At 61.8% G+C, this 24,344-nt stretch carries 23 protein-coding genes; 11 read left to right on the top strand and 12 right to left on the bottom strand.

Going from position 1 to position 24,344, the window contains the following annotated elements:
• Nucleotides 1-234: 234 nt before the first annotated feature.
• The 10 genes from AWB69_RS23335 to AWB69_RS23290 all read right to left on the bottom strand — a co-directional run bounded on the left by AWB69_RS23335 (nucleotide 235) and on the right by AWB69_RS23290 (nucleotide 11,145).
• Nucleotides 235-654, bottom strand: coding sequence for a helix-turn-helix domain-containing protein (locus AWB69_RS23335; RefSeq protein WP_062089196.1), 420 nt, complete (start codon nucleotides 652-654; stop codon nucleotides 235-237).
• A complete protein-coding gene (locus AWB69_RS23330) occupies nucleotides 651-1,865 on the bottom strand; it encodes an NAD(P)/FAD-dependent oxidoreductase (protein WP_062089195.1) in 1,215 nt (404 codons plus the stop codon). The genes AWB69_RS23335 and AWB69_RS23330 overlap by 4 nt, the downstream gene beginning before the upstream one ends.
• The gene (locus tag AWB69_RS23325) at nucleotides 1,862-3,244 is read right to left on the bottom strand and encodes an FAD/NAD(P)-dependent oxidoreductase (protein WP_062089194.1); all 1,383 of its coding nucleotides are present in this window, start codon (nucleotides 3,242-3,244) and stop codon (nucleotides 1,862-1,864) included. The genes AWB69_RS23330 and AWB69_RS23325 overlap by 4 nt, the downstream gene beginning before the upstream one ends.
• Nucleotides 3,229-3,543 (bottom strand): (2Fe-2S)-binding protein, encoded by a 315-nt coding sequence (locus tag AWB69_RS23320; protein WP_062089193.1) that lies wholly within the window; start codon nucleotides 3,541-3,543, stop codon nucleotides 3,229-3,231. The genes AWB69_RS23325 and AWB69_RS23320 overlap by 16 nt, the downstream gene beginning before the upstream one ends.
• Complete coding sequence (locus AWB69_RS23315) at nucleotides 3,540-5,390, bottom strand: ABC transporter ATP-binding protein (protein ID WP_062089192.1); 1,851 nt, start codon at nucleotides 5,388-5,390, stop codon at nucleotides 3,540-3,542. Before AWB69_RS23315 ends, AWB69_RS23320 begins: the two co-directional genes overlap by 4 nt.
• On the bottom strand, nucleotides 5,387-6,355 hold the full coding sequence (locus AWB69_RS23310) for an ABC transporter permease (protein ID WP_082913539.1): 969 nt from the start codon (nucleotides 6,353-6,355) through the stop codon (nucleotides 5,387-5,389). The genes AWB69_RS23315 and AWB69_RS23310 overlap by 4 nt, the downstream gene beginning before the upstream one ends.
• Nucleotides 6,352-7,308 carry an ABC transporter permease gene (locus tag AWB69_RS23305; protein WP_062089191.1) on the bottom strand — a complete coding sequence of 319 codons (957 nt, stop codon included), beginning with the start codon at nucleotides 7,306-7,308 and terminating at the stop codon, nucleotides 6,352-6,354. Before AWB69_RS23305 ends, AWB69_RS23310 begins: the two co-directional genes overlap by 4 nt.
• Before the next feature lie 83 nt (nucleotides 7,309-7,391).
• Nucleotides 7,392-9,017, bottom strand: coding sequence for an ABC transporter substrate-binding protein (locus AWB69_RS23300; protein ID WP_062089189.1), 1,626 nt, complete (start codon nucleotides 9,015-9,017; stop codon nucleotides 7,392-7,394).
• 113 nt (nucleotides 9,018-9,130) lie between these two features.
• On the bottom strand, nucleotides 9,131-10,408 hold the full coding sequence (locus AWB69_RS23295; RefSeq protein ID WP_062089187.1) for an NAD(P)/FAD-dependent oxidoreductase: 1,278 nt from the start codon (nucleotides 10,406-10,408) through the stop codon (nucleotides 9,131-9,133).
• Between the two features lie 68 nt (nucleotides 10,409-10,476).
• Complete coding sequence (locus tag AWB69_RS23290) at nucleotides 10,477-11,145, bottom strand: haloacid dehalogenase type II (protein ID WP_062089186.1); 669 nt, start codon at nucleotides 11,143-11,145, stop codon at nucleotides 10,477-10,479.
• A gap of 585 nt (nucleotides 11,146-11,730) precedes the next feature.
• Between AWB69_RS23290 and AWB69_RS23285 the strand changes: the two genes are divergently transcribed.
• The 3 genes from AWB69_RS23285 (at nucleotide 11,731) to AWB69_RS23275 (ending at nucleotide 14,866) form a co-directional block, all read left to right on the top strand.
• Nucleotides 11,731-12,618, top strand: a complete 888-nt coding sequence (locus AWB69_RS23285) for a GNAT family N-acetyltransferase (RefSeq protein ID WP_062089184.1) — start codon at nucleotides 11,731-11,733, stop codon at nucleotides 12,616-12,618.
• A 228-nt stretch (nucleotides 12,619-12,846) separates the two neighbouring features.
• On the top strand, nucleotides 12,847-14,286 hold the full coding sequence (locus AWB69_RS23280; RefSeq protein ID WP_082913538.1) for an aspartate aminotransferase family protein: 1,440 nt from the start codon (nucleotides 12,847-12,849) through the stop codon (nucleotides 14,284-14,286).
• An 82-nt stretch (nucleotides 14,287-14,368) separates the two neighbouring features.
• Nucleotides 14,369-14,866: an Lrp/AsnC family transcriptional regulator gene (locus tag AWB69_RS23275; RefSeq protein ID WP_062089182.1), complete on the top strand. Its 498-nt coding sequence runs from the start codon at nucleotides 14,369-14,371 to the stop codon at nucleotides 14,864-14,866.
• A 6-nt stretch (nucleotides 14,867-14,872) separates the two neighbouring features.
• Here AWB69_RS23275 and AWB69_RS23270 read toward each other — a convergent pair whose 3' ends face one another.
• Complete coding sequence (locus AWB69_RS23270; RefSeq protein WP_156528946.1) at nucleotides 14,873-15,784, bottom strand: LysR substrate-binding domain-containing protein; 912 nt, start codon at nucleotides 15,782-15,784, stop codon at nucleotides 14,873-14,875.
• 143 nt (nucleotides 15,785-15,927) lie between these two features.
• Here AWB69_RS23270 and AWB69_RS23265 point away from each other — a divergent pair, with 143 nt between their 5' ends.
• From AWB69_RS23265 to AWB69_RS23240, 6 genes are all read left to right on the top strand, one after another.
• Nucleotides 15,928-17,010 (top strand): tartrate dehydrogenase, encoded by a 1,083-nt coding sequence (locus tag AWB69_RS23265; RefSeq protein WP_062089178.1) that lies wholly within the window; start codon nucleotides 15,928-15,930, stop codon nucleotides 17,008-17,010.
• 59 nt (nucleotides 17,011-17,069) lie between these two features.
• Nucleotides 17,070-18,542 (top strand): NAD-dependent succinate-semialdehyde dehydrogenase, encoded by a 1,473-nt coding sequence (locus tag AWB69_RS23260; protein ID WP_062089177.1) that lies wholly within the window; start codon nucleotides 17,070-17,072, stop codon nucleotides 18,540-18,542.
• The gene (locus AWB69_RS23255; RefSeq protein ID WP_062089176.1) at nucleotides 18,539-19,528 is read left to right on the top strand and encodes a M14 family metallopeptidase; all 990 of its coding nucleotides are present in this window, start codon (nucleotides 18,539-18,541) and stop codon (nucleotides 19,526-19,528) included. The genes AWB69_RS23260 and AWB69_RS23255 overlap by 4 nt, the downstream gene beginning before the upstream one ends.
• A gap of 30 nt (nucleotides 19,529-19,558) precedes the next feature.
• Nucleotides 19,559-19,903 (top strand): cupin domain-containing protein, encoded by a 345-nt coding sequence (locus AWB69_RS23250; RefSeq protein ID WP_062089175.1) that lies wholly within the window; start codon nucleotides 19,559-19,561, stop codon nucleotides 19,901-19,903.
• Nucleotides 19,904-20,296: 393 nt separating this feature from the next.
• The gene (locus AWB69_RS23245) at nucleotides 20,297-20,497 is read left to right on the top strand and encodes a DUF2934 domain-containing protein (protein ID WP_062089174.1); all 201 of its coding nucleotides are present in this window, start codon (nucleotides 20,297-20,299) and stop codon (nucleotides 20,495-20,497) included.
• Nucleotides 20,498-21,035: 538 nt separating this feature from the next.
• Nucleotides 21,036-21,233 carry a hypothetical protein gene (locus AWB69_RS23240; protein ID WP_062089173.1) on the top strand — a complete coding sequence of 66 codons (198 nt, stop codon included), beginning with the start codon at nucleotides 21,036-21,038 and terminating at the stop codon, nucleotides 21,231-21,233.
• 199 nt (nucleotides 21,234-21,432) lie between these two features.
• Here the strand turns inward: AWB69_RS23240 and AWB69_RS23235 are convergent, their stop codons facing one another.
• Nucleotides 21,433-21,723, bottom strand: a complete 291-nt coding sequence (locus AWB69_RS23235; protein ID WP_062089172.1) for a DUF4148 domain-containing protein — start codon at nucleotides 21,721-21,723, stop codon at nucleotides 21,433-21,435.
• 336 nt (nucleotides 21,724-22,059) lie between these two features.
• Here AWB69_RS23235 and AWB69_RS23230 point away from each other — a divergent pair, with 336 nt between their 5' ends.
• Nucleotides 22,060-23,208, top strand: a complete 1,149-nt coding sequence (locus tag AWB69_RS23230; protein ID WP_062089171.1) for a porin — start codon at nucleotides 22,060-22,062, stop codon at nucleotides 23,206-23,208.
• A 92-nt stretch (nucleotides 23,209-23,300) separates the two neighbouring features.
• Nucleotides 23,301-24,263: a LysR family transcriptional regulator gene (locus tag AWB69_RS23225; RefSeq protein ID WP_062089170.1), complete on the top strand. Its 963-nt coding sequence runs from the start codon at nucleotides 23,301-23,303 to the stop codon at nucleotides 24,261-24,263.
• Nucleotides 24,264-24,344 lie beyond the last annotated feature (81 nt).

The raw sequence follows: 24,344 nt of genomic DNA, 5'->3' as shown, positions 1-24,344 counted from the left end.
CGGAAGGACGTGCTTGACGGGGGCGGGGGGCAGGTGTATCGCTTGGGAGGAGAAGCTCGGAGTGGCGGTTCAGGCGGAGTCGCTGATCAAGTCAGTCGTCGCGCCGGACGCAACCATCATCTGCACGAGCTCGGATCTTGCGACTTGCAGGGCCGACTCAAGTGGTTATGCTGGTAATATCGACTTACGGCATTATTTCTTTAGCCTTTCCGGTCATTTAATTAAACGCCACCCTCACGCAATTTCCTCGCAGAGCGTTCGCTGGTCCGCTGACTCATTTTCAGTAGCGGCGCCGCGCGACAACACACTGCTGCCCTGCGCTGAACATCGGGCGCGCGAGCGCTTCAGATACATGCTCGGCGTCATTCCGCAGAAACGCTTGAAGTGCCGGGCGAAATGGCTCTGGTCGAAGAACCCGACTTCAGCTGCAACCACCGATCCCGGTACGCCCGCCAGCAGCAAGGCCTGCGCGCGCTCAATCCGTAGTCCGCATAAATACCGGTAAGGCGAGGAACCAAACTGCTGCCGGAACGCGGTCGCGAACCGCGACACGCTAAGCGCGGAGAGCTCGGCCAGTTGTGCAAGCGTCACGGGTTCATCGAAGTGAGCCTCGATAAACGCACGCGCTTCGGTCAGCGGCATGGACTGTTTCATGACGTGGCCACCACGGGTTGAGCCGGCGGTGAAGCGGCAAACGCCGCAAACCGGCTGACCGAAAACGCATCGAGCGGAATCGGTGTCGTACCGGTATCGATCAACTCGGCCAGCGTCTCACCCACGCCCGGGCCAATCTGGAACCCCGAGCCGCTGAAGCCGAACGCATAGAACAGACCGTCGGTTGTCGAGCTGCGGCCGATCACCGGCTCGCCATCGGGCAAGTACCCTTCCACGCCGCTCCAGACCCGGATCACATGCAGCGGCGCCATTGCGGGAACCAGCCGGCGAAGCTGCGCGATCTGACGCACGGTATTCACCGGCAGCACAGACGCGCGTCGCGTGAGGGTATCGGCGGGACCGGGTGGCCCGCCGCCTATGATGATGTTGCCGCGCGGAATCTGGCGGAAGTAGATGCCCTCCTGCTTGATCGATGTGAACACCCCAATGGACGACTTGAAGACGTAAGGCACGGGTTCAGTGACGGACATTTGCGGTCCGCTTGCACGCAGCGGCACCGGCTCGCCGAACTGCTCGCTGAGCCGGGCTGCCCAGGCGCCCGCGCAAATCACGAGCTGCGCGGCGCGATACACAACGCCTGCCGCAGTTTCCACGCGAAAACCATCGCCGTCCTTCTCCACCTGCGCGATCTCCGTGTTCTCCACCACTTGCGCGCCAAGCCGCGCCGCCGCCCGACCGAAGGCCGGCGCGGCGAGGCGCGGATTCGCATGGCCGTCGAGCGGCGAGATGGACGCCGCCAGTACTTCGCGGCCAAGAAAAGGGAAACGCTCGAACATCGCCTGGCCGTGCAGCACTTCCAGTTCAAGGCCATAGGCGCGGGCATCGGCGGCATAGCGATCGAAGGTGTCCGCATCGTGCGCGTGATAACAGACCCGGGTATGGCTCGACGGCAGGAATTCGACGTCCTCGCCCAGCAGTTCCTTCGAACGCTGCCACGTGTTGAGCGCGCGGTTCGCCATCGCGAGTTGCGGCAGTGCACGGCCCTGCCTGCGGATACCGCCGAAGTTGACGCCGCTCGCTTGCTGGCCTGTCAGGCCGCGCTCGAGGAGGATCACGGAACAAGCGGGGTTGCGGCGGCGCAGGAAGAACGCGGTGGTCGTGCCCATGATGCCGCCGCCGATCACGATCACATCGGCCCGGCGATCGGTTAGCTGAGCAGTCCTCTTGGCGCCCCGGGAATTCGCGGTCATTCACTCGCCTCCGCTTCCTCTTCCTCCACCAGCCTGACCGGCAACGGCTTGACGGGCGCTTGCCCACGTAGCCGTCCAACGGCCGCCAGCGGCACGGAAGCCGCCGCCGCGATCACTTCCGCTCCCGCGTGAGCGCAAAAGCGGCCCTGGCACCGGCCCATGCCCACGCGCGAAAATGCCTTCGCGCGATTCGCTTCCTGCGCACCCGTTTCGCGGACCACGCGGCGCAACTCGCCCGCGGTAATGGCTTCGCAACGGCACACAATAGTCTCGTCCGGCAACATGCTCGCGAAGCGTGCCGGCCAGGGAAAGGCCTTGCGCAAACCGGCGGCGAAGCGGCTGAAGACCCGCAGTTGTTCGCGCAGGGCCGCCAGATCTTCAACCTTCAGGCCAGCGTCCTGCATCGCAGCGAGGGCAGCGAGACGACCGGAGCGTTCGGCCGCATCGGCGCCACGGATGCGCACGCCGTCACCCGCCAGATAGACCCTTTTGACGCTGCTGCGACCGTCTTCATCGGTAGCGGGAAGCCACTGCTGCGCGGCTTCATCGAAGGAAAATCCGCAGCCGGCCAGATCGGCGAGCTGCGTCTCCGGACGCAAGTGATAACCGAGCGCGACCGCGTCGCAAGCCACCTTGAAAGGCATACCGCTTTGCAGCGCGACTTCGACGTGGCTCACGCCGTGCTCGGGCGAACCGCTTATTTCAAGCGGCCGCACGCCGCGATACACCCGCACCTGCGCACGCCTCAGCACGCCCATCAAAGCGATGCCTTTCTTCAACGCGGCGGGAATGGCGAGCAGCTTCGGCAACGCACTGAACCGTTGCAAAAGCGTGGAGGTGTCGAAGACGGCGGACACTGCTGCGCCTGCTTTCACATACTGCGCAGCGACGAGGTAAAGCAGCGGTCCGGTGCCCATCAGCACGACTCGCGAACCGATCGAACACCCTTGCGACTTCAGCGCGACTTGCGCCCCCCCCAGGCTATAGGTGCCGGCGTAGTGCCAGCCCTTGACTGGCATCAACCGGTCCGTTGCGCCGCTGCAAATGATCAGCGCATCGAATTCGAGCGTCCTGTACGAGTCGCCGCTGACAAGATGCACGGCGTTCGCCGAGATGTTCCAGACAAGCGTCTCAGGCAGGTAGTCGATGCGGTTCCTGAGCGCATCGAAGCTCTGATGCAAGGCAGCCGCACGTGTGCTTTCGGTGCCGTAGAGCGTCTCATAGGAGCGCATAAAACCCTCCGGCTGCCGTCGATAAATCTGCCCGCCATCCCTTCGCCCTTCATCGATCACCGTAGGCCGCAGACCTGCTTCGACCAGCGCTTCCGCCGCCCGCACACCGGCCGGTCCCGCGCCGATCACGATCACTCGCGCGGCCATATGCCCTCCCCGGCGGTGGCAAGTTGCGTAACGATCGACATGCCCGCAACCGCCGGCGTGGTGCATGCGCGCAACCGGTCACCGTCAGCGGTCCAGACCCAGCAATCCTGGCACGCGCCCATCAGGCAAAAACCCGCGCGCCGGCCATCGCCGAATTCGGAGTCGCGCAAGGTCCTCATGCCGGTCAGCAAGGCGACCATCAGCGTGTCGCCATCGGCGGCCTGCCGCGCCACGCCGTCGACTGTTATCACAAACGTCTTGCGCTCCGTTTCCGCCAGCCGCACGAACCGTCCGCTCATGCTTCAACTACCTCTATGGTCTGCATCCGGCTCAGCTCGGCCGTTGAATGATGGCAAAGAATTTCCGCGCCCGAGGGCAGCTTCTTCACGGAGGGTGGCGTGGCGTTGCATTTACCGTCGATCCGCACCGGACAGCGCGCCCTGAAGCTGCACAGTTCAGGTATGTCGGCGCTCTCGCCCATCTGCGGCAACGCAGCGCTGCCGACCAGGCGGCGTGCGTCCAGCCAGCCGGGTTTCAGCGCCGGCACGGAGTCGACCAGCAAGCCTGTGTACGGGTGATACGGCGGCGCCGCGAGTACCTCGCGCTCGCCCGCCTCCACGCGATGTCCCGCGTACAGCACGATCACTTCATCGCAGATGGAACGCACTGTCGAAATGTCGTGGCTGATGAACATGTAGGACACGCCCAGCTCGCGGCGCAGTTCGGCAAGCAGGTCGAGGATCGCCGCACCCACCACGGTGTCGAGCGCGGAGGTGACTTCATCGCAGAGGATCAGCGCGGGATCGGCCGCGAGCGCGCGCGCCAGGTTGACACGCTGCTTCTGTCCACCCGACAAACCCGCCGGCGTGCGCTGCGCAATGGAAGCCGGCAGCTTGACGAGATCGAGCAGTTCCAGCATCCGCTTGCGCGCCGCCGCCCCGCGCAGCCGATGATAAAAAGCGAGCGGCCGGCTGAGGATATCGGCAATGGTATGGCTCGGGTTCAACGCGGTATCGGCGTTCTGGAACACGATCTGGATCTGGCGGTATTGCTCAGGAGTACGTTTTGACAGCTGGGCAGGCAGCGGCTTGCCGTCGAAGAAAACTTCACCGCGCGCCCGGTCGACCAGACCCGCCACCACGCGCGCCAGCGTCGTCTTGCCCGACCCTGATTCCCCGATCACCCCCAGCGTGCAGCCGCGCGCAATGGAGAGGCTTACGTCGTCGAGCACGCGCACGGCCGGCGCACCATGACGGTCGATACGGCCATAACCCGCCGCCAGGCCGCGGATTTCGAGCAGGGGCGGCGCGAGTTTCTGCGCCGCGGTCTGCACGCACAACTCCGGTTCCGGCCGCCGCGTGGCGGCCAGCAACTGCTGCGTGTACGCGTCAGCGGGCGCATCGAGCACTTGCGCCACCAGGCCATTCTCTTTTACCCCGCCGCCGTTCAACACGACAATCCGGTCCGCCATTTGCGCCACCACGGCCAGGTCGTGCGACACGTAGACCGCCGTCGTTCCCAGCTCACGGATCACCTTCTTGAACGCCGCGAGCACTTCAATTTGCGTGGTCACATCGAGCGCGGTCGTCGGCTCGTCGAACACCACTACGGCTGGATCGGTGATCAGTGCCATGGCCGCCATCAGGCGCTGCAACTGGCCGCCCGAGACCTGGTGCGGATAACGCTCGCCGATCGTATCGGCTTCCGGCAACGCAAGCGCGCGAAACAACTCGATCGCCTTGCGCCGCGCCGCGTCCTTCGTCATCAGGCGATGCAGCAACGCAGGCTCGGTCACCTGGTCGATGATCGTGCGCGCCGGATTGAACCCCGACGACGCGCTTTGCGCCACATACGCCACCGTCCGGGCACGCAGCGCCCGGCGGCCTTGCTGGTCGAGCTCGAGCACTTCCGTCTCGCCGATCCGCACCGATCCGCCACTGATGGAACAGCCCTGCCGCGCATACCCCAGCAACGCCAGCGCGATGGTCGTCTTGCCCGATCCCGACTCGCCGATCAACGCAAGCACTTCGCCTTTCTTCACCGAGAAGTCGACGCCTTTCACGATCTCCGTCACCGGATCGGGGGCGGCGCCTGCCACCACTCGCAAGCCCTTCACTCGAATCATGTCGCTCGCGTGGGCATTCATTGCGCAGCTCCTTGCCCGCGGCCGCCACGGCGGCGCAGGTTATCGATCAGCAGGTTCACGCCGACAGTCAGCGTCGCAATCGCGATAGCCGGCATCATCACGGCAGGTGCCCCTTCGGCCAGGCCACCAATGTTCTCGCGCACCAGCGAGCCCCAGTCGGCATTGGGCGGCTGCACGCCGAGGCCCAGGAAGCTCAGGCCGCTGAGCAGCAGCACGATGAACACGAAGCGCAGGCCGAAGTCGGCGAGCATGGGATGGATCATGTTGGGCAGCACTTCCACGCGGGCAATGTAGAACAGCTTTTCGCCGCGAGCCCGCGCGACCTGCACGTATTCGAGCGTCATCACGTTGACCGCAAGCGAGCGCGAGATGCGGAACGCACCGGGGATGTAGGCAAGCGCGGCGACGCCCATCAACATGGGAATGGACGAACCAAACGCGGCGATCACGACCAGCGCAAGGACCTTGCTCGGAATGGAGATCAGCGCATCGAACAGGCGGCTCAGGATTTCATCGACCCAGCGGCCTGACACGGCAGCAACCAACCCGAAGAACGTGCCGATCAGGCTCGCCAGCAACGCTGCGGCCAAGGCCAGCCCGACCGTATAACGGGTGCCGTAGAGAATCCGGCTGAGCATGTCGCGGCCGAGATAGTCGGTGCCAAGCAGGAACGCACGGCTCGACCCGGCGAACACATCCACGGACGACAGCGCGCCGCTTTTATAAGGCGCTATCCACGGGCCGATGACCGCGATTGTCAGCCAGAACACGACCATCACGAGGCCGATCATGCCGAGCACGGAGAAGCGCCGGTGCAGCCGCTTCAGCACGCCCGGCCTTGGCCCTGCGAGCTCAGGCTCGGGCTCGGGCTCCGGCACGGCCAGGTCATTGACGATTTCATCGAGGCCCATTTCGTAGAGCTCGGTGCCGGGATGGTGAATGGAGGAGTTGGCGGGTCGGTTCATCGTTGACGCAGCCTCGGGTTGGATATGATTTGAGCCAGGTCGGCAATCAGCACAAGCAGCAGGTAAGCCGCACAGAACACCATGACGCAGCCCTGTACCAGCGGCATGTCACGGTTCGTGACGGCGTCGACCATGAGGCTGGCGAGACCCGGATAATTGAAGATCGATTCGACGATCACCACGCCGCCGAACAGATACGACAGGCTCAGCGCCACCGCATTCGCAATCGGGCCAATGGTGTTCGGCAGCACGTGGCGCAGGACCACACGCATGGGCGACGCGCCTTTCAGGATCGCCATCTCGACGTACGACGCATTGAGCTGGTCGAGCACGGCGGCGCGTGTCATGCGCGCCATCTGGGCGACGAGCACGCAACACAGCGTCATGACGGGCATGGCGTAGATCCGCAGCAGTCCGCCGAACGACGACACCTCGGACAAATACGACAACGCGGGCAGCCAGCGCAGCTTCACGGCAAACACCAGCACCGCGATAGTCGCGATCAGGAACTCCGGCACCGCGACCGTGGACAGCGTCAGCACGTTGAGCACGCGGTCGAGAAGCGAGCCGCGAAACATGGCCGAGAAAATTCCGATGAACAGCGCGACCGGCACGGACACGAGCGCCGTCAATCCGGCCAGCATGAGCGAGTTGGGCAGGCGGGTGGCAATCAGTTGACTGACCGGCAAGCTATTGGACAACGAGGTGCCGAAGTTGCCGGTGACGATCAGGTAGAGCCACTCCAGGTAGCGCTGCAAGGCCGGCTGGTCGAGCCCGAACTGGTGCCGTAACGCTGTGACCGCTTCGGGCGTGGCTGCCTGCCCGAGCGCCTGCTGCGCGGCGTCGCCGGGGAGCAGGCCCGTGATGCCAAATACCACTGCCGAGACAATCAGCAGGGTGAGCAGTGCAAGGCCCAGGCGAGCAGCGATAAGTCGTGACGCGTGTGCTTTCATGTTCCGCCTCCGGGGTTGAAACAGCACGCCCCGCGCGGGCGGCGTGCTTTACTGCCTGATTTACAGGACCGCTTAGCCCTGTTTTAACTCTCCAGCCAGACATGCTCCGCGAACATGAAGCCCATCAGGCCGGCCAGCGGGATCGAACCCAGGCCCTTGAGCTTGGTCGTGAAACCGTCGATCGAGCTCTGGAACATCGGAATGCCGACACCGCCGTTCTCGTGCACCAATACCTGCATGTCGCCGTAGATCTGCTTGCGCTTGGCGTCGTCCGGTTCGCCGCGCGCCGCCAGCAGCATCTGGTCGAACTTCGGGCTCTTCCAGTTCGCTTCGTTCCATGGCGCGTCCGACTTGAAGAACTGCGTGAACAGCACGTCGGCGCTTGGGCGGGCATTTATATTGCCGAAGCCCAGCGGATGTTTCATCCAGTGGTTCGACCAGTAGCCGTCGGCGGGCACGCGCGTGACCTGCAGGTTCAGCCCCGCCGCGGGCGCGGCCTGCTGCAACAGCACCGCCATTTCCACCGAGCCGTCAGCCGCCGGCGATGCAAAAATCTGCACGGGCGTGTTGCCCACCTTCGCCTTCTGGAAGTGAAACTTGGCTTTCTCCGGGTCGTAGGGGCGTTGCGGAATGCCGGGCATGTAGTACTTGTTGGTCGGATCGATCGGCTGGTCGTTGGCGATCGTGCCGAAACCCTGGAACACGGCGCGGCGGATCTGCTCGCGGTCCAATAGATAGAACATACCCCGACGAAAATCATCGATGCCGGTAATCCCGCCGTCGTCGCGAACAATCAGGTCGGTGTACTGGCCCGTCTTCGTCTCCAGCACCGTAAAGCCCGGCGTCCCCTTGATGCGGCCCGTCGAGCGCGGGCTGATCGCGTTGATCAGTTGCACATCGCCGGAAAGCAGCGCATTCACGCGAGCGGATTCGTCGCCAATCCCAATCAGCTCGACCTCGTCCAGGTGCGGCATGCCCGGCTTCCAGTACTTCTCGTTCCTCACGCCGACCGTACGCACGCCCGGCGAGAAATCCTTGAGCTTGAAGGGACCGGTGCCAATAGCCGTCTTGAAGTCGGTCGTGCCGTCCTTGATGATGAGGAAGTGCGAGTCCGCCAGGATCACCGGCAGGTCGGCATTCGCGCCTTCCAGCGTGATGGTGAGCTCGTTCGGGCCCGTGGCCTTGATTTCCTTGAACTGGTCGGCGAGCGTTTTAGCCTTCGATGCCGTCGCCGGATCCTTGTGGCGCATCAGCGAATAGATCACGTCGGCCGGCGCAAGCGATTTGCCATCGTGGAATTGCACGCCGCTGCGCAGCTTCACGATCCACACGGTCGCATCTTTCGATTCCAGCGACTCCGCCAGCGCCATCTTCGCGCCGAGATGCGAGTCCAGTTCGGTCAGGCCGTTGTAGAACATGTTTGCGCGCACATAGTCCGTGCCGAGTGCGCCCTTGGCCGGATCCAGCGTATCCGCGGCGGATGCCGACTGCGTCGCCACGCGTATCTTGCCGCCCTGCTTCGGTTTTTCCTGCGCGAGCGCCGCGCCGCTCGCGGTGAGCAACCCTGCCCCGGTGATCGAGGCCATGCCGGCCGCGGCCAGCGCGCGCAACACCTCGCGCCGTGATGCGCCCCGCCGCGTCAGACGCTCGAGTTCGCTCACTTGAGTCCCGGCTGGGGCATCGGCGTGTTGCAGATTTTCTTTAGTCATTGAAACTTCTCCGCGAGGTGGCTGGGGTTGGTCTTGGTCTTGGTGTATTTCGGCTTGATGCAGGAACGTCGATACAAAGACGTCGAGCGGCAGAAAAACGCGGCTAGTCGAATTTAATAAAACACATCCTTGATGCGGTAGTACGTGCCGACAAGCGGCAGGAACCAGGGCTTGCCCGTGTGGCCGGGAATCGCGGGCCACTCGAATTCACGCCACGGATTCGCAGCGGTGCGGCCGTCCATGACATCGGCCATGACCTGCCCCATGTGCGTGGACATCTGCGTGCCGTGGCCGCTGTAACCCATCGAAAAATAGATGCCTTCATGCTGGCCCGCACGCGGCAGCCGGTCCGCGGTGATATCGACGAGACTGCCCCAGCAATAGTCGATGCGTGCCTGCGCCAGCGCCGGGAACATCTCCGCGAGGCCGTCCTGCAGGATGCGTCCGCTCTTCGCGTCCGACGGCTGCTCGGACGCCGTGAAGCGCGCCCGGCCGCCGTACAGCAACCGCGAATCGGGCGTGATGCGGAAATAGTTGTGCATCAGGCGCGAGGTTGTATATGCACGGCGATTCGGGAAAAGCGGGTTGATCAGGTCGGCCGGCAACGGCTCCGTCACCACGATGAACGAACCGACCGGCGCCAGGCGTCGACGGTACCAGCCGAACGGCCCTTGCCGCGACGGTCCGGTCGCGACCAGCACCTGCTTTGCGCGGACTTCACCGCGCGCGCACACGATCCTGTAACCCCCGTCAGCGATCTTTTCTATCGACGTCACGGGCGCGTTCTCGTAGAGCTTTGCGCCATGACGCGCGGCGGCGTCCGCCAGACCGACGGCAAACTTGCCCATGTGCATCTGGCCGCCATGACGCTGCAGCAGGCCGCCGAAAAAACTGTCCGACTGAACTTCCGTCCGGATCCGGTCACGGCCGATGATCTCGATATCGGCATCGACCTCACGCCGGATCACCTCCGCTGTCTTCTCCAGATGCGCGAGATGATGGGGTTTTGAAGCCAGCTTCAACTTGCCCGATGCGAGGTAATCACACTCAATCTGCTCTTCGCGGATCAGGCGTTCGACGGTATCGACCGCGGCCGCATACGCCCGATAACATCCGCGCGCCTTCTCCACTCCAAGCTGCTGGACCAGCGCGGCGAAATCCTGCGCGACGCCGGTATTGACCTGACCGCCGTTGCGGCCCGACGCGCCGCCGCCAATTCGTCCCGCGTCCAGCACGGCCACCAGAGCACCGCGCTTGCCCAACGCCAGCGCCGCCGACAAGCCCGTGAAGCCCGCCCCGACCACCGCCACGTCGACATGGCCATCGACCGGGCCGTCGCTCGCCGAGCGCAGTGGCGGCGCGGTGTCGAGCCAGTAGGAGTCGAGCTTCATACGATGATTCCCTGATGCAAGAAGCGTTGGAACCGGAGTTGCCTGCAACAAACGCGTACGACAAACACTTACAGGCCGAGCAGCGTGGCGAGATGCGGGATGTCGTCGACTTCGGTGTACTCGTAGTAAGGCGTCGACGGTTCATGGCCGCGCTTGACGAACGCCTTGTGTTTCACGCCCATGTCGTGGGCGGTCATCAGGTCGTAGCGCAGGCTCGACGACACGTGCAGCACGTCTTCCGGGTTGCAGTTCAACTGGTCGAACATGTACTCGAAGCCTTGCATGCGCGGTTTGTACGACTGCGCCTGCTCGGCCGTGAACACAGCATGGAACGGCGCGCCGAGCTTGTCGACGTTGCTCTGGATCTGGTTGTTCGACGCATTCGACAGGATCACCAGCTTGTATTTCTTCGCGAGCCGCGAGAGGCCTTCCGGTACGTCCGGGTGCGGACCCCAGGTCGGCACGGCGGTGTAGAACGTTTCTGCCTTGGCTTCATCGAATTCGACATTCATGCGTTTGCAGGCCCGTTTGAACGCATTCACGATCACGTCGCGATACGGCTTCCATGCACCGAGCACTTCATCGCGCCGATAACCCGAGAAGAACGCAATCAGCTTGTCCATATCGGGGCCGCTCAGCACGTCGCCGTACATTTCCCGCGTCATGTCGGCGAGGCGGAATCTGGTGAGTGTGCCGTAGCAATCGAAGGTGATGTACTTCGGTTCGAATTCGATCATGGTGATAGTCCTATCGTTGATATGAACCGGCGAGCGGTTCAGTGGCGAAAACAGGGAAGTGCATTCCTGTAATAGATTTAATCAGCGCAAAAAACATGGGTGTCCCTGATTCGCGCAATCCAAAAACACAAAACACGCGTTTTTCAGGGTGTCGGCAGCAGAGTATGCGGTTGGCGTTGCGGCCTCTTCGCGGCCCGTGCGCAGGGTCAGGGTTTGCCCTTGCTTTCATGTGTGCGGCGGCCAAGCCTCGGAGGCCGGACCCGCCGCAGCGAGCGGCCTGCGCGACCTTATGAAATCGTAGGGCCGGCCGTGCAGCATTTATCTTCGACAAAAACAGCGGCTCAGCAGATCACACGCGTTATGAGAGCGCCGGCACGCCGTTTTGCATTGAAGTTCGTGCGGTGCGGCTTCAGCGTTCTTTCATGAAAAGATCGTCCTAGCCACGTTGTTTGTGGGGTGCGAGAGTGGCGGCGTGAAACCTGAGCTTGATTTAAGTTTGATAAAAGGCCTGATGAGTGGGTTGCGCAGCGGCTGAAGTGAAAGCCATCGAGGGAGGTCGGCGTGTCCGAGCAAGTCAACGAACGAATGAGCGAGCAAGTTACCTATAGAGCCTTTACCGGCGACGATATCGCCGCGGCGCATGCGTTGACCGTCGAGCTGAAGTGGCCGCATCGGGCGGACGACTGGCGTTTCGTGCTGCAGGCGGGCACGGGGTTTGTCGCCGAAGCGGCAGATGGGGTGATTGGCACCGCGTTGTGCTGGACTTACGGGCTTGAGCGCGCGTCGTTGGGAATGGTGATCGTGTCGCAGGCATGGCAGGGCCGCGGGATTGGCAAGAAGCTGATGGAACTGGTGCTGGAACGGCTGGGGGAGCGCGTGACGTTTCTGCACGCAACGCCTGCCGGACAGCCGCTGTATGAGAAGTTGGGGTTCCGGGCTGCCGGCACGCTGGACCAGCATCAGGGAGCGGCATTCCAGCCGCCGCTGGTGTCGTTGCCGGCGGGGGAGCGGCTGCGGCCGCTGGGTTCCAACGATACCCCCAGGTTGATTGAACTGGCTTCGCGGGCATCCGGGCTGGATCGGGGCGAGGTGCTGCCGGCGTTGCTTGAGAATGCGGACGGGATTGCGCTGGACCGCGATGGCGAGTTGCTTGGTTTTGCCTTGTTCCGGCGTTTTGGCCGCGGGTTTGCGATCGGGCCGGTGGTGGCTCCGGATGCACCTGATTCAAGCCGGGCGAAGGCCTTGATCAGTCATTGGCTGTCGTTGAACGAGGGGGTGTTTGTCCGTATCGATACCCCGGGCGATAGCGGCTTGACCCAGTGGCTGGACGGACTGGGACTACCGCGGGTGGATACGGTGGTGAAGATGGTTTTGAATGGGCCCAAGAGTGCGGGGCCGGATTTGGCGGCGCCCTTTCCTCCCGCCGATCCGGACGTCAGGCAGTTCGGGATCATCAACCAGGCCATGATGTAAAAGCCTTCCGGCGAGGGTCGTTCGCACTTGGCGTTGGCGGTCCGCCCTTCATCACGGCAAATCGCCACGAATTACCGGTTTTGCGCGTCTGCCGCAGAAAATGCTGCGGACACGCTGCAAAACGCGGCATTCGCGCTATTTCACGAATTGTTTAGGGCGTCGGGGCACCACCCTCCTTCTCTAGTATGGAACGGTCATCAGCCCCTTTCCGCGACGAGAAAAATCCCCATGTCGATCCAATCACTCATCGAAGCCGACCGCAAGCATCTGATTCATCCGGTCATCAACTACCGCGCCCACGAAGCCCGCGGCGTCACCGTACTCGACTCCGCCAGCGGCTCGTTCCTGCGCGACGCCGAAGGCAACGAACTCCTGGACGCCTTCTCCGGCCTCTGGTGCGTCAACGTCGGCTACGGCCAGCCAAGCATCGTGAAAGCGGCAGCCGAACAAATGACCAAGCTGCCCTACGCCACCAGCTATTTCCACTTCGGCAACGCACCCGCGATCGAACTGGCCGAGAAACTGGTCGAGTTGTCGCCGGCCTCGCTCCAGCACGTGTATTTCACGCTGGGCGGATCGGACGCGGTCGACTCGGCACTGCGTTTCATCACGCACTACTTCAACGCGACCGGGCGGTCATCGAAGAAACACATCATCGCGCTCGAACGCGGTTACCACGGGTCATCGTCGGTCGGCGCAGGACTCACCGCCCTGCCGGCGTTCCATCGCAACTTCGACGTGCCGCTGCCGAACCAGCATCACATCCCGTCGCCGTACGCGTACCGCAACAATTTCGCCGATGACGCCGCGCTTATCGCCGCGTCCGTCGCCCAGCTGGAAACAAAGGTCGCTGAACTCGGAGCGGGCAATGTCGCCGCATTCTTCTGCGAACCGATCCAGGGCTCGGGCGGCGTGATCGTGCCGCCCTTCGGCTGGCTGAAAGCCATGAGCGAAGCGTGCCGCAAGCTCGACATCCTGTTCGTCGCCGACGAAGTCATCACAGGTTTCGGCCGTACCGGCCCGCTGTTCGCCTGCCAGGCCGAAGAAGTCTCTCCGGACCTGATGACGGTCGCCAAGGGCCTGACGGCCGGCTACGCACCGATGGGCGCGGTATTGATGTCGGACGCTGTGTACCAGGGCATCGCAAACGGCGACACGGCTGCGATCGTCGGTCATGGTCATACGTATTCGGCGCATCCGGTCAGCGCGGCGATCGGCCTCGAAGTGCTGCGCCTCTATCACGAAGGCGGCCTGCTCGAGAACGGCGTTCGTCTTGCCGGGCGTTTTGCACGCGGCCTCGACGCGCTGCTCGCGCATCCGCTGGTCGGCGATTCACGGCACCGCGGATTGCTGGGCGCGCTCGAACTCGTCTCGGACAAGGAAACCAAAGCGGGTTTCGACGCATCGCTTAACCTGTCCGACCGGATCACCGCCGCCGCGTACCGTAACCGCCTGGTGTTCCGCGCTTTCGGCGACAATATCCTGGGTTTTGCGCCCGCCCTCAGCTACACCGAAGCAGAGTTCGACCTGATGTTCGAGCGCCTTGAGAAGACGCTTGACGACGTGCTCGCCGAGCCGGAAGTCCGCGCCGCGCTGAAGCTGAACAAGGCCCCGGGCGGAGCCGAAGCAGAGGCCAAAGGCAAGGTGAAGGCTCACGTAGCTGCGTGATAAGATCAAATCAAAGATCAAATGACCCGGATCGAATGACACGGTCGAGACGATCCCACGCAACTGGAGAGACACCCTGACGATGAGCAGCGAAGGCAAGCTTGACCGCATAGATCTGCGCATCCTTTCGCAATTGCAGAAGAAAGGCCGCATCACGAATGTCGAGCTGGCCGACGCGGTCGGGCTCTCTCCAAGCCCGTGCCTGATTCGCGTGAAGCGGCTGGAGAAGGCCGGGTACATAGTCGGGTATGGCGCGCAGATCCAGCTGGAGAAGCTCGGCGACGTACAGATCGTATTCACCGAAGTCACGCTCGCGGATCATCGCCGCGAGGACTTCATCAAGTTCGTCGCGGCGATCAAGGACGTGGATGAAATCGTGGAGTGCCATCTGGCAAGCGGCGGATACGACTACCTGCTCAAGTTCGTCACGCGCAGCGTCAGTCATTACCAAAGCATTATTGAAGGCCTGCTCGAGCGCGATATCGGCATTGAGAAGTACTTCAGCTTCATCATCATCAAGTCGCCGTTCGTGAAGAATCACTACCCGCTCGAAAGCCTGTTTTCACAGAATCACAGTTAGCGAATCTTAGGGCACCGGCAGGTTCCATTGTGCGAACTCGTCGGCGAGAAAGTCCACGCATACCCGCACTTTCGCGGAAGCCGCCAACCGCGCCGGGTACACCGCCCAGACGTTGGCGGGCTGCGTAACATCGGGCAGTACCTGCACCAACTGGCCGCTCTCAAGCAAGGGGCGAACGTCCCACAGCGAGCGCAGCACGATCCCGCGCCCGGCCAGCGCCCATTGCACCGCGACCTCGCCGTGATTCGTCGACAACGGCCCGGTCACCTTGATCGAAACCGGTTCGCCACGCACATGCAAGCGCCACAAACCGAACGGATGGTCACGTTCCTTGATCGCGAGACACGCATGGCTCGCGAGATCGGCCAGTTGCTTTGGCGCGCCATGACGCTCCACGTAATCCGGCGAAGCGCACAACACACGATGATTCGACGCCAGCCGCTTGGCAATCAAATGCGCCGCGATCTCGTCGCCTATGCGGATATCCAGGTCAAAACCTTCCCCCGCCACATCCACCAGCCGGTCGAACAGATCCAGGCGCACGCTCAGTTGCGGATGCTGGTCGGAGAGACGCGCCAGCGCGGGCGCCACAATATGCCGTCCGAAACCAAAGCTGCTGGATATCCGCAACGTGCCGCGTGGAATGCGCCGCGTGGTGGATACGTCTTCCACGAGGTGGTCGACGTCGTCGAGGATTTTTTCAGCCCACGCATAGACCCGTTCGCCGGCCTCGGTAATAGCGACGCGGCGCGTGGAGCGATGCAGCAGGCGCGTGCCGAGATCGGTTTCGAGCACGCTCACGCGCTTGCTGACATAAGCCGCCGAGACCGACAGCACCTCAGCCGCCGCACTGAAGCTGGACTTGCGGGCGACGGTGCAGAAGACGCGGAGATCATCGAGATTCGGGGAAGACGGGATATTCATTATTCACGCTTCGTGCACAGTGGCTTAACTAAAACGCTGATTTTAAGCCTTGCCGCACGGAATAAAATAATCGCCACAGGCTGGTGCCAGCCCGGGTGCAAACCCTTATGCGATAAACCCTTAACAGGATTCCGAACATGACCAAGACGTACAAGATTGCAATCATCCCCGGCGATGGCATTGGCACAGAAGTCATGCCCGAAGCCATCCGCGTCCTCGACGCCGCCACCAGGCGCTTCGGCATTTCCATCGAATACAAGCATATTGAATGGGCGAGCTGCGAGTACTACCTGAAACACGGCCAGATGATGCCGGACGACTGGAAAGCGCAACTGCAGGACTGCAACGCCATCCTCTTCGGCGCGGTCGGCTGGCCCGACACCGTTCCCGATCACATCTCGCTGTGGGGCTCGCTCCTTAAATTCCGCCGCGAATTCGACCAGTACATCAACCTGCGCCCGGCCCGCTTGTTCGAAGGCGTGCCGTCGCCGCTCGCGAACCGCAAGGCCGGCGACATCGACTTCTGGATCGTGCGTGAAAACACCGAAGGCGAATATTCATCGGTGGGCGGCGTGATGTTCGAAGGCACGGACCGCGAGTTCGTGCTTCAGGAATCCGTCTTCACGCGCCACGGCAGCGAACGCGTGCTGAAATTCGCCTTCGATCTCGCCCAGCGCCGCGAGAAGAAAAAGATCACCGTCGCCACGAAAAGCAATGGCATTGCGATCAGCATGCCGTGGTGGGACCAGCGCGCCGCCGAAGTCGCGGCGCTCTATCCGGACGTCAAATGGGACAAGCAGCACATCGACATCCTGTGCGCCCGCTTCGTCCTGAATCCGGACCGCTTCGACGTGGTCGTGGCCACCAACCTGTTCGGCGACATCCTGTCCGATCTCGGTCCCGCCTGCACCGGCACCATCGGGCTCGCGCCTTCAGGCAACCTGAATCCCGAGCGCAAATTCCCGTCGCTGTTCGAACCGGTGCATGGATCGGCGCCGGACATCGCGGGCAAGAACATCGCCAACCCGGTCGCCATGATCTGGTCGGCGGCCATGATGCTCGAGTTCCTCGGTGAGTTCAAAGGCCCGGAAAAAGACGCGCACGATGCGATCCTTGCGGCAATCGAAGCAACGCTCAAGGAAGGCCCGCATACCGGCGACCTCGGCGGCAAGGCAAACACAACGGAAGTCGGTCAGGCAATTGCTGCGCGGCTGGCTTGAACCAGCACGCCTGAAGCATTGCGCTTAAATTAGTTGGCTTAAATCAGGAGCATGGACTTATGACACGCCAGTTCGAACTGAAGGAGTTGATCCGCTCGGATAATTTCATCGATGGCCAATGGCGCGCGGCCGCCGACGGCGCACGCTTCGCCGTCACGGATCCAGCCACCGGCACGGTCATCACACAAGTCGCCGACAGCAGCCCCGTCGACGCCCGCGCCGCCACCGACGCCGCCGCACGCGCAGCGCCTGCGTGGCGCAACTTGCTACCGAAAGAACGCGCGACGATCCTGCATAAATGGAACGCGCTGATCATGGCGAACCAGGACGCGCTCGGCGCGCTGATCTCGCTGGAACAAGGCAAGCCGCTGGCCGAAGGCCGGGGCGAAGTGGCGTATGGCGCGTCGTACGTTGCGTGGTTCGCCGACGAAGCCACGCGCATTTACGGCGACATCATCCCGCAGCAGCAGCGCGGCAAACGCATGACGGCGGTGAAGGAACCTGTCGGCATTGTTGCTGCCATTACGCCGTGGAATTTCCCGCTCGCGATGATCGCGCGCAAGATCGCGCCGGCGCTCGCGGCCGGCTGCACGGTGGTCGCCAAGCCCGCTGAAGACACGCCGCTGACTGCATCGGCATTGGTCCTGCTGGCGCACGAGGCCGGCGTGCCGGCGGGCGTGCTCAACCTCATCACGGCCTCGCGGGATCATGCGGTGGCGACCGTTGCCGACTGGCTTGAAGACGCGCGCGTGCGCAAGATCACGTTTACCGGTTCAACGCCGGTGGGCAAGTATCTGGCGCGTGAATCGGCAGGGACGCTCAAGAAGTTATCGCTGGAACTGGGTGGCAATGCACCGTTCATTGTCTTCGATGACGCCGATCTGGACGCCGCCGTCACGGGCCTTCTCGCCTCCAAGTTCCGCAATGGCGGACAAACCTGCGTGTGCCCCAACCGCGTGTATGTACAAGCAGGCATCTACGATAAATTCGCGGACATGCTGAGCCGCCGCGTTGCCGAACTGAAGGTCGCGCCCGCCACCGACCCTGACGCGCAGATCGGTCCGATGATCAACATCCGCGCACTCGACAAGATCGCCCGCCACGTAGACGACGCCCTCGCGCACGGCGCGCGCGTGCTCGCCGGCGGCAAGCGCCTGCCCGAACTCGGCCCGAACTACTACGCGCCGACCGTGCTCGCCGACGCCACGCACGAGATGCTCCTGTGCGGCGAAGAGACCTTCGGGCCGGTCGTGCCGCTGTTCCGTTTCGACGATGAAGCCGAGGCCATCGAAGCCGCCAACAACACGCCGTTTGGCCTCGCTTCGTATTTCTACAGCCAGGACCTGCGCCGTATCGACCGTGTGTCGCGCGCGCTGGAGGCGGGCATTGTAGGCATCAACGAAGGCGCGTTGTCCAGCGAAGCAGCACCGTTCGGCGGCGTGAAGGAATCCGGTTATGGCCGCGAAGGATCGAAGTACGGCCTCGACGACTATCTCTCCATCAAGTACCTGTGCCAGGGGAATCTCGCATGAGCACGCCGGCTGAGCATTATCCAATCGAAGTCACGTTCCCCGATATCTCGGTGCATGCGGAGTCCGGGACGGGCATTCCATACGTGCACACGTTCGACTCCGGTCTGCCGGGACCGCACGTGATGATCAACGCGCTGACGCACGGTAACGAGGTATGCGGCGCAATTGTGGTCGACGCCCTGCTGCGCCTGAAATTGCGGCCACGGCGCGGCCGCCTGACGCTCTCGTTCGCGAACGTCGCGGCGTATGCGGGCTTCGATCCGTCGAAGCCCGATGCCGCGCGTTTCGTCGACCAGGACTTCAACCGCGTGTGGACCAGCAAGGTGCTCGACGACACGTCGCGTACGTCCAGCGAGCTTGAACGAGCTCGCGAGATGCGTCCGGTCATTGATACCGTGGACGCCCTGCTCGACCTCCACTCCATGCACGAACGCAGCAGGCCGTTGATTGTCGCGGGTCCGCTGGACAAGGGCATCGACTTGTCGTTGCGGCTCGGCACGCCGGCCACGGTGATCTGCGACGAAGGCCATCCCGAAGGCCGCCGCATGCGCGACTACGAGGGTTTCGGCGATGCGGGCAGCCCCAAGAACGCGCTGTTGATCGAATGCGGACAGCACTGGGAACGCAGCGCGGTCACGGTCGCCCGCGATACCACCGCACGTTTCCTGCTGCTGTCCGGCGTGGTCGACAGTGAAGACCTGCCTGAAGACTGGCTGAGCCCCCTGCCGCAAACCATGCACGTTGTGCGTGTGACGCAACCGGTCGTGGCGCAGAGCATGGATTTCCGCTTTGCCGCGCCTTACACGGGTCTGGAAATTTTCCCGGAAGCGGGCAGCTTGATCGGGTGGTCGAATGGCGAGCCGATCCATACGCCTTACGACGACTGCATGCTGGTGATGCCTTCGTTGCGGCAGTTGCGCCCCGGCGTGACCGTTGTGCGGCTGGGGAAAATCGAGCGAACCGTAGAGCGGGATAGCGCGGTCTGACGTTACGAATAACGAATCAATAAGGTCCACATGAAGGTTCAGCAAATCAAGCAGAGCGTCAGCCTGCAAAATCTCGAGGATTGGGGCAGCGCCGGTTTGCCCGGTACAACGCCGATTAAAGTCTCCGGCGTGCAACGCGTGATCAAAGGCAGTGAGGCGATTGACACCGGCATTTTCGAATGCACGGAGGGGACGTATCGGCGCTCGGTGAAGCAGGCGGAAGTGATGCATTTCCTCGCGGGACGCGGCCGCTTTACGCCGGACGGCGAAGACACGATTCACTTCGCCAGCGGCGACACACTGTTTTTCGAGGCGAACACCGAGGGGCTGTGGGAAGTGGAAGAAGCCATGCGCAAGGTGTATGTGATTTTTTAGTCCTTGAAGTACCCGCGCGATACGCCGCCCGGCTTAAGCGATGTGACTCGTAACGGCCGCTCTTGAAGGGCGGCCGCGTTTTTTCATAGCCCGATCGTGCGCGACGAAGCCGCGCTGCTGCGCCAAGGTTCGAGCACCCTGCCCCTGTTTTCAAGCGCTCTGCCTTGGCGATTCATTCTTCATACGTTCAGTGCGGTTTTGATCGCCGCGTCGCCGTTCACCAGGTATTTCGACCCGCCCCGGCACCCTCCGCCTTCGCCCGCGCCTCAGCTTAAGTCTTCGGTGTCACGAAAATTGCTGCCAACACCATTAAGCTCAAGCGAGCTTGGCACGGTCACGCTTTGCGTTGACTGAAGTTTTTCGGATCGGATACTCACTTTTACGGGGCAGACTATGGACGTCGAAATGTCGGAAGAGCAGATTCGCACGCTTGCGTTCTATCTTTGGGAACAAGACGGTAGTCCCGATGGACGCGCAGACGAGTATTGGGAGAAAGCACGGCGGCAACTAGGTCTTGAGGGTCCGGCGCAGGATGAGGCAGCAGGGTTTGCTGAAGAACTTGAAGCGACGTCGAACCGTCCGCTGGCAGAATAAACGCCACTACGCCGGAGCGGCGCGGCCGTGAAAACACATGGGACCATTCGATGCAACGCGGGTCTCGTTTTCACCCAGCGCATCGCGCTTAGGGCCAACGGTGACACCCTCGGAAAGCAGCACACCACGTATGCATCGCGCTTGATATCGCATCGCTGTTCACGTGGTCATTCTTGTAACGTATCCGCCTTGTGGGGCGCAAGACGACGACACTGGTTCAGGCCAAATCCCAAGCACCGATAATCCCAGGCACTTGCGGCAGTTTCCATCGAATGCCGCTAATCGCGCCCGCGCTTGCGAACCTTCCAATACTGTTGCCCCAAACATACGCTTAACGCCACACGGGACCCAGGCGGCACGGGCCTGTGCGGCCGCATTGGTAACACTACCAATGTCCTGAAGTTAGCAGTTGGCGCTTACTGGAAGAACACGAACTTCGGCTGTCCGGTGCTTAGTCTCGGGATTGTGCGATGGCGCACATATGTCTACCGCGGCACGCCGTTGTTTTCGCCGATAACTAAACGAAGTGGTGTTCAACATGAAGACGTTCAATCATCTCAATGTCTCGACCTCGTCGCCTGCAATAAGCCGCAGCAAGGGATCCAAGGCAATCCCCAAAACCGAAAAGCAATGCTCCTCTTACGTGTCGATGCTGCAGGCACCTATGACCGTGCTCGCCTGCAACGTGTCCGATCGTGCCGACATCACGGCCATTGCAATACTTGGGTATAACTAGGCGCGCTGTTGCAGGGGTTTTCTTCCAAAGCTGCAAGGAGAAGGCGGCATCGACTATATCGATGCGGCTAACGACTTCGGTCAGGTCATGTCCTGACTGAAGCCGTGCCTCTTGCACCTCGTTCTTGAATGCTAAACCGTGCTCTGAACGGCGATCAATTCGCGCCGCCGGTTCCACGCATTCTTGCGACCTGCCTGGCTTAGTTGGCCGACACTACCGGCATTGACGCAGGGGCCGCAGCCGCTGTGTTTGCCGGTGCGCCGTTATGCGATGCATAAGCGTTATCCGCTGCTTGCACGCGTGCTTCAGCCGCTTGAATCTCATCGGGATAATGAATTTGCTTTGTGGCGGGCCGGTAGCCCGCATTTTCAAGTTGCACAAGTTCGGCACGTACCTGGGCGCGAGTAACGGGACCGTTGCTGGTTTGCGCGAACGATACGGCCGGAACAATCAGAGCAGCGGTCAAGAGTGCGCAGATAATCTTTTTCATGATAAGCAGACCTCTATAAATATGGCTTCAGTCACCATGATTGAAGCCCGTGACTCATCGCCTTAGGGTGGTGATGAGCAGGACTTCATTCTGCGTAACCGGCACTGTCCTGACGCTGACGCCGCGATTACAAGCTTGTTATCTGCGCGGTCGGGCCAACTCGTGGCCCAGCCGATAGTGGGTCGGACACCACGCAATTTTCGCAAAAGAGAATTGCATGTCGCCGCTATTTATGACGATTTTAAAGTTCCCCTGGCGCGCCGCGGAGACCTCGATCAAGGACGTCGAAGGTCCCTGTCGCACGATTAAATCAAAGTTCATCCAAGGGAACCGAAAATGAAAAAACTAATGATCACCGGCGCGACAATGGGCGTGTTTGCCTGTCCGCTTTCGAGCTTCGCTCAGAGCAGCGTAACGCTCTACGGCGTGATCGACGAAGGCTTCAACTACACGAGTAACGTGGGAGGCCATTCGAACGAACAACTGCAAAGCGGCTACGCTCAAGGAAGCCGCTGGGGCCTTAAAGGATCGGAGGATCTGGGCGGTGGACTCAAGGCAGTATTCCAGCTCGAGAATGGTTTCGACGTCAATTCCGGAAGCCTTAACCAGGGAGGCCGCATGTTTGGCCGGCAGGCTTACGTGGGTCTTAGCTCAGCGAAGTTGGGTACTGTAACCCTTGGCCGGCAGTACGACTCGGTTGTCGACTACCTCGCGCCGCTGACGGCAAACGGAAACTGGGCGGGTTACCTGATGTCCCACCCGCTGGACAACGACAACACTGACAACTCGTTCCGCCTCAACAACACGGTCAAATACGCCAGCAACAACTATGGCGGCTTCACCTTCGGCGGCTTGTACGGGTTCAGCAATCAGGCCGGCGGTTTTGCAAACAATCGCGCGTACAGCTTCGGCGCACAGTATGCAACCGGTCCGCTGACAGTGGCTGCAGCGTACATGCAGATCAACAACCCGGGCGGGACGACGGGTGGCTCACTCGCCACAAATGACACAAACTTCTTCGCGAGCCGGGAACGTGTCTGGGGCGGCGGAGTAAACTACACGATCGGGTCCGCCACGACACTGGGGTTGGTCTACTCGCATACCGACCTGACCAACGCTACGGGATCCGTGTATGTGGGCAATTTTGCCAACACGGCAAGCTCGTTGAAATTCGATAACTTTGAAGCGAACTTCAAATACCAGTTCTCCAAGGATCTTTTCGCGGGGGCCATGTACACCTACACAATGGGTCATTTCAACAGCTCTGCCGGAGACTCCAAGCCTAAGTGGAACCAGTTCGGCCTGATGGTGGACTACAACCTGTCGCTTCGGACAGACGTCTACGTGCAGGGTATGTATCAACATGTCTCAGCCGTTTCCGCTTCGGCAGCGCCGCTCAATGGAGCCTTTATTCCCGGCACCGACGCTCCGTCATCGACGCAGAACCAGTTTGTCGGCCGCGTCGCGCTGCGGCATGCCTTCTAGAAAGATATCAATTTTGTAATCGGACGGTTCGTCTATCGTCACCAACGCTGCTGCAAGCTGACAGCAATGTTGGTGACCCCGGATGACAAGTCATGAATCAGCTCGATTCGATGCGCATTTTCTCAAAGGTCGCGGAGTGCCTGAACTTCGCCGACGCAGCACGCCAGCTCGGCATATCGAATGCAATGGTGACACGTAGCGTAGCAACGCTCGAAAAACATCTGCGGATCCGGCTGATCAATCGCACTACCCGGAGGGTGGCGCTCACAACGGCGGGCCAGGCGTATTTCGAGGGATGCCGGGACCTGCTCAGACAATTGACGGCGATGGAGCAGCGCATTATTTCGACGGCGGCCCACCCTGTCGGATGTCTCAGGATCGCGTCGCCCGCTTCATTCTCGCAAAGCAAGCTTGCGGTGATTCTGACCGCATTTCGCGCGGAGCAGCCGCACGTGTCTTTCGATGTCACCGTATATGAAACGCTCAACGAGATCGCGGCGGAAAATTATGATCTTTGCTTCACGGCTGAGCGGCGCCTGCGCGACTCCTCCATGGTATGCAGGCCGCTGGTGCGCATGCATGACGTGGTCGTCGCGGCTCCGGCTTACATCGCGCGCCGGGGACAGCCGGCCACGCCTGCTGCCTTGACCGAACATGACATCCTGCTGGCGACGGATGCGCCGAACCGCTATTGGGAGTTCAGGGATTTCAATGGCGCGCATCGGGTTTCGTTGAACCCGATCCTGATAACCCAAAGCTTGCTGGCAGTCAAAAGCGCTGCCGTCACGGGCCTCGGCATTGCGCGCATTGCGAACGTTCTGGTTGAGCGGGAGCTGGCCGAAGGGTCGCTTGTTGCTCTGCTACGCGATTTCCAGCTCGACAGCAACGAGCGTACGGTATGGATGCTTTACTCGGGCCAGCCGTTCATCACTCAGGTCGTTCGGTCTTTTATCGATTTTGTTGTAGAGCGGTATCGTGATGAGGATGCTGTCCTGGCGCGGCCTACGAGGTCGACGCGCATGGCGCTTGGGAGTAACGACGCCAGGATTCAATGAGAGGGAGGGTGTAATTAGTTTTGTGTAAACGGTCATTTGGCAGGAGACTGCCAGCATCCAGGAGCAACGATGACCGTAGCG

The sequence above is a fragment of the Caballeronia udeis genome (assembly GCF_001544555.2).
In the GTDB taxonomy this organism is placed as follows: domain Bacteria; phylum Pseudomonadota; class Gammaproteobacteria; order Burkholderiales; family Burkholderiaceae; genus Caballeronia; species Caballeronia udeis.
The sequence above is the reverse complement of the archived record's forward strand: the minus strand, read 5'-3'. Positions and strand labels throughout refer to the sequence as shown.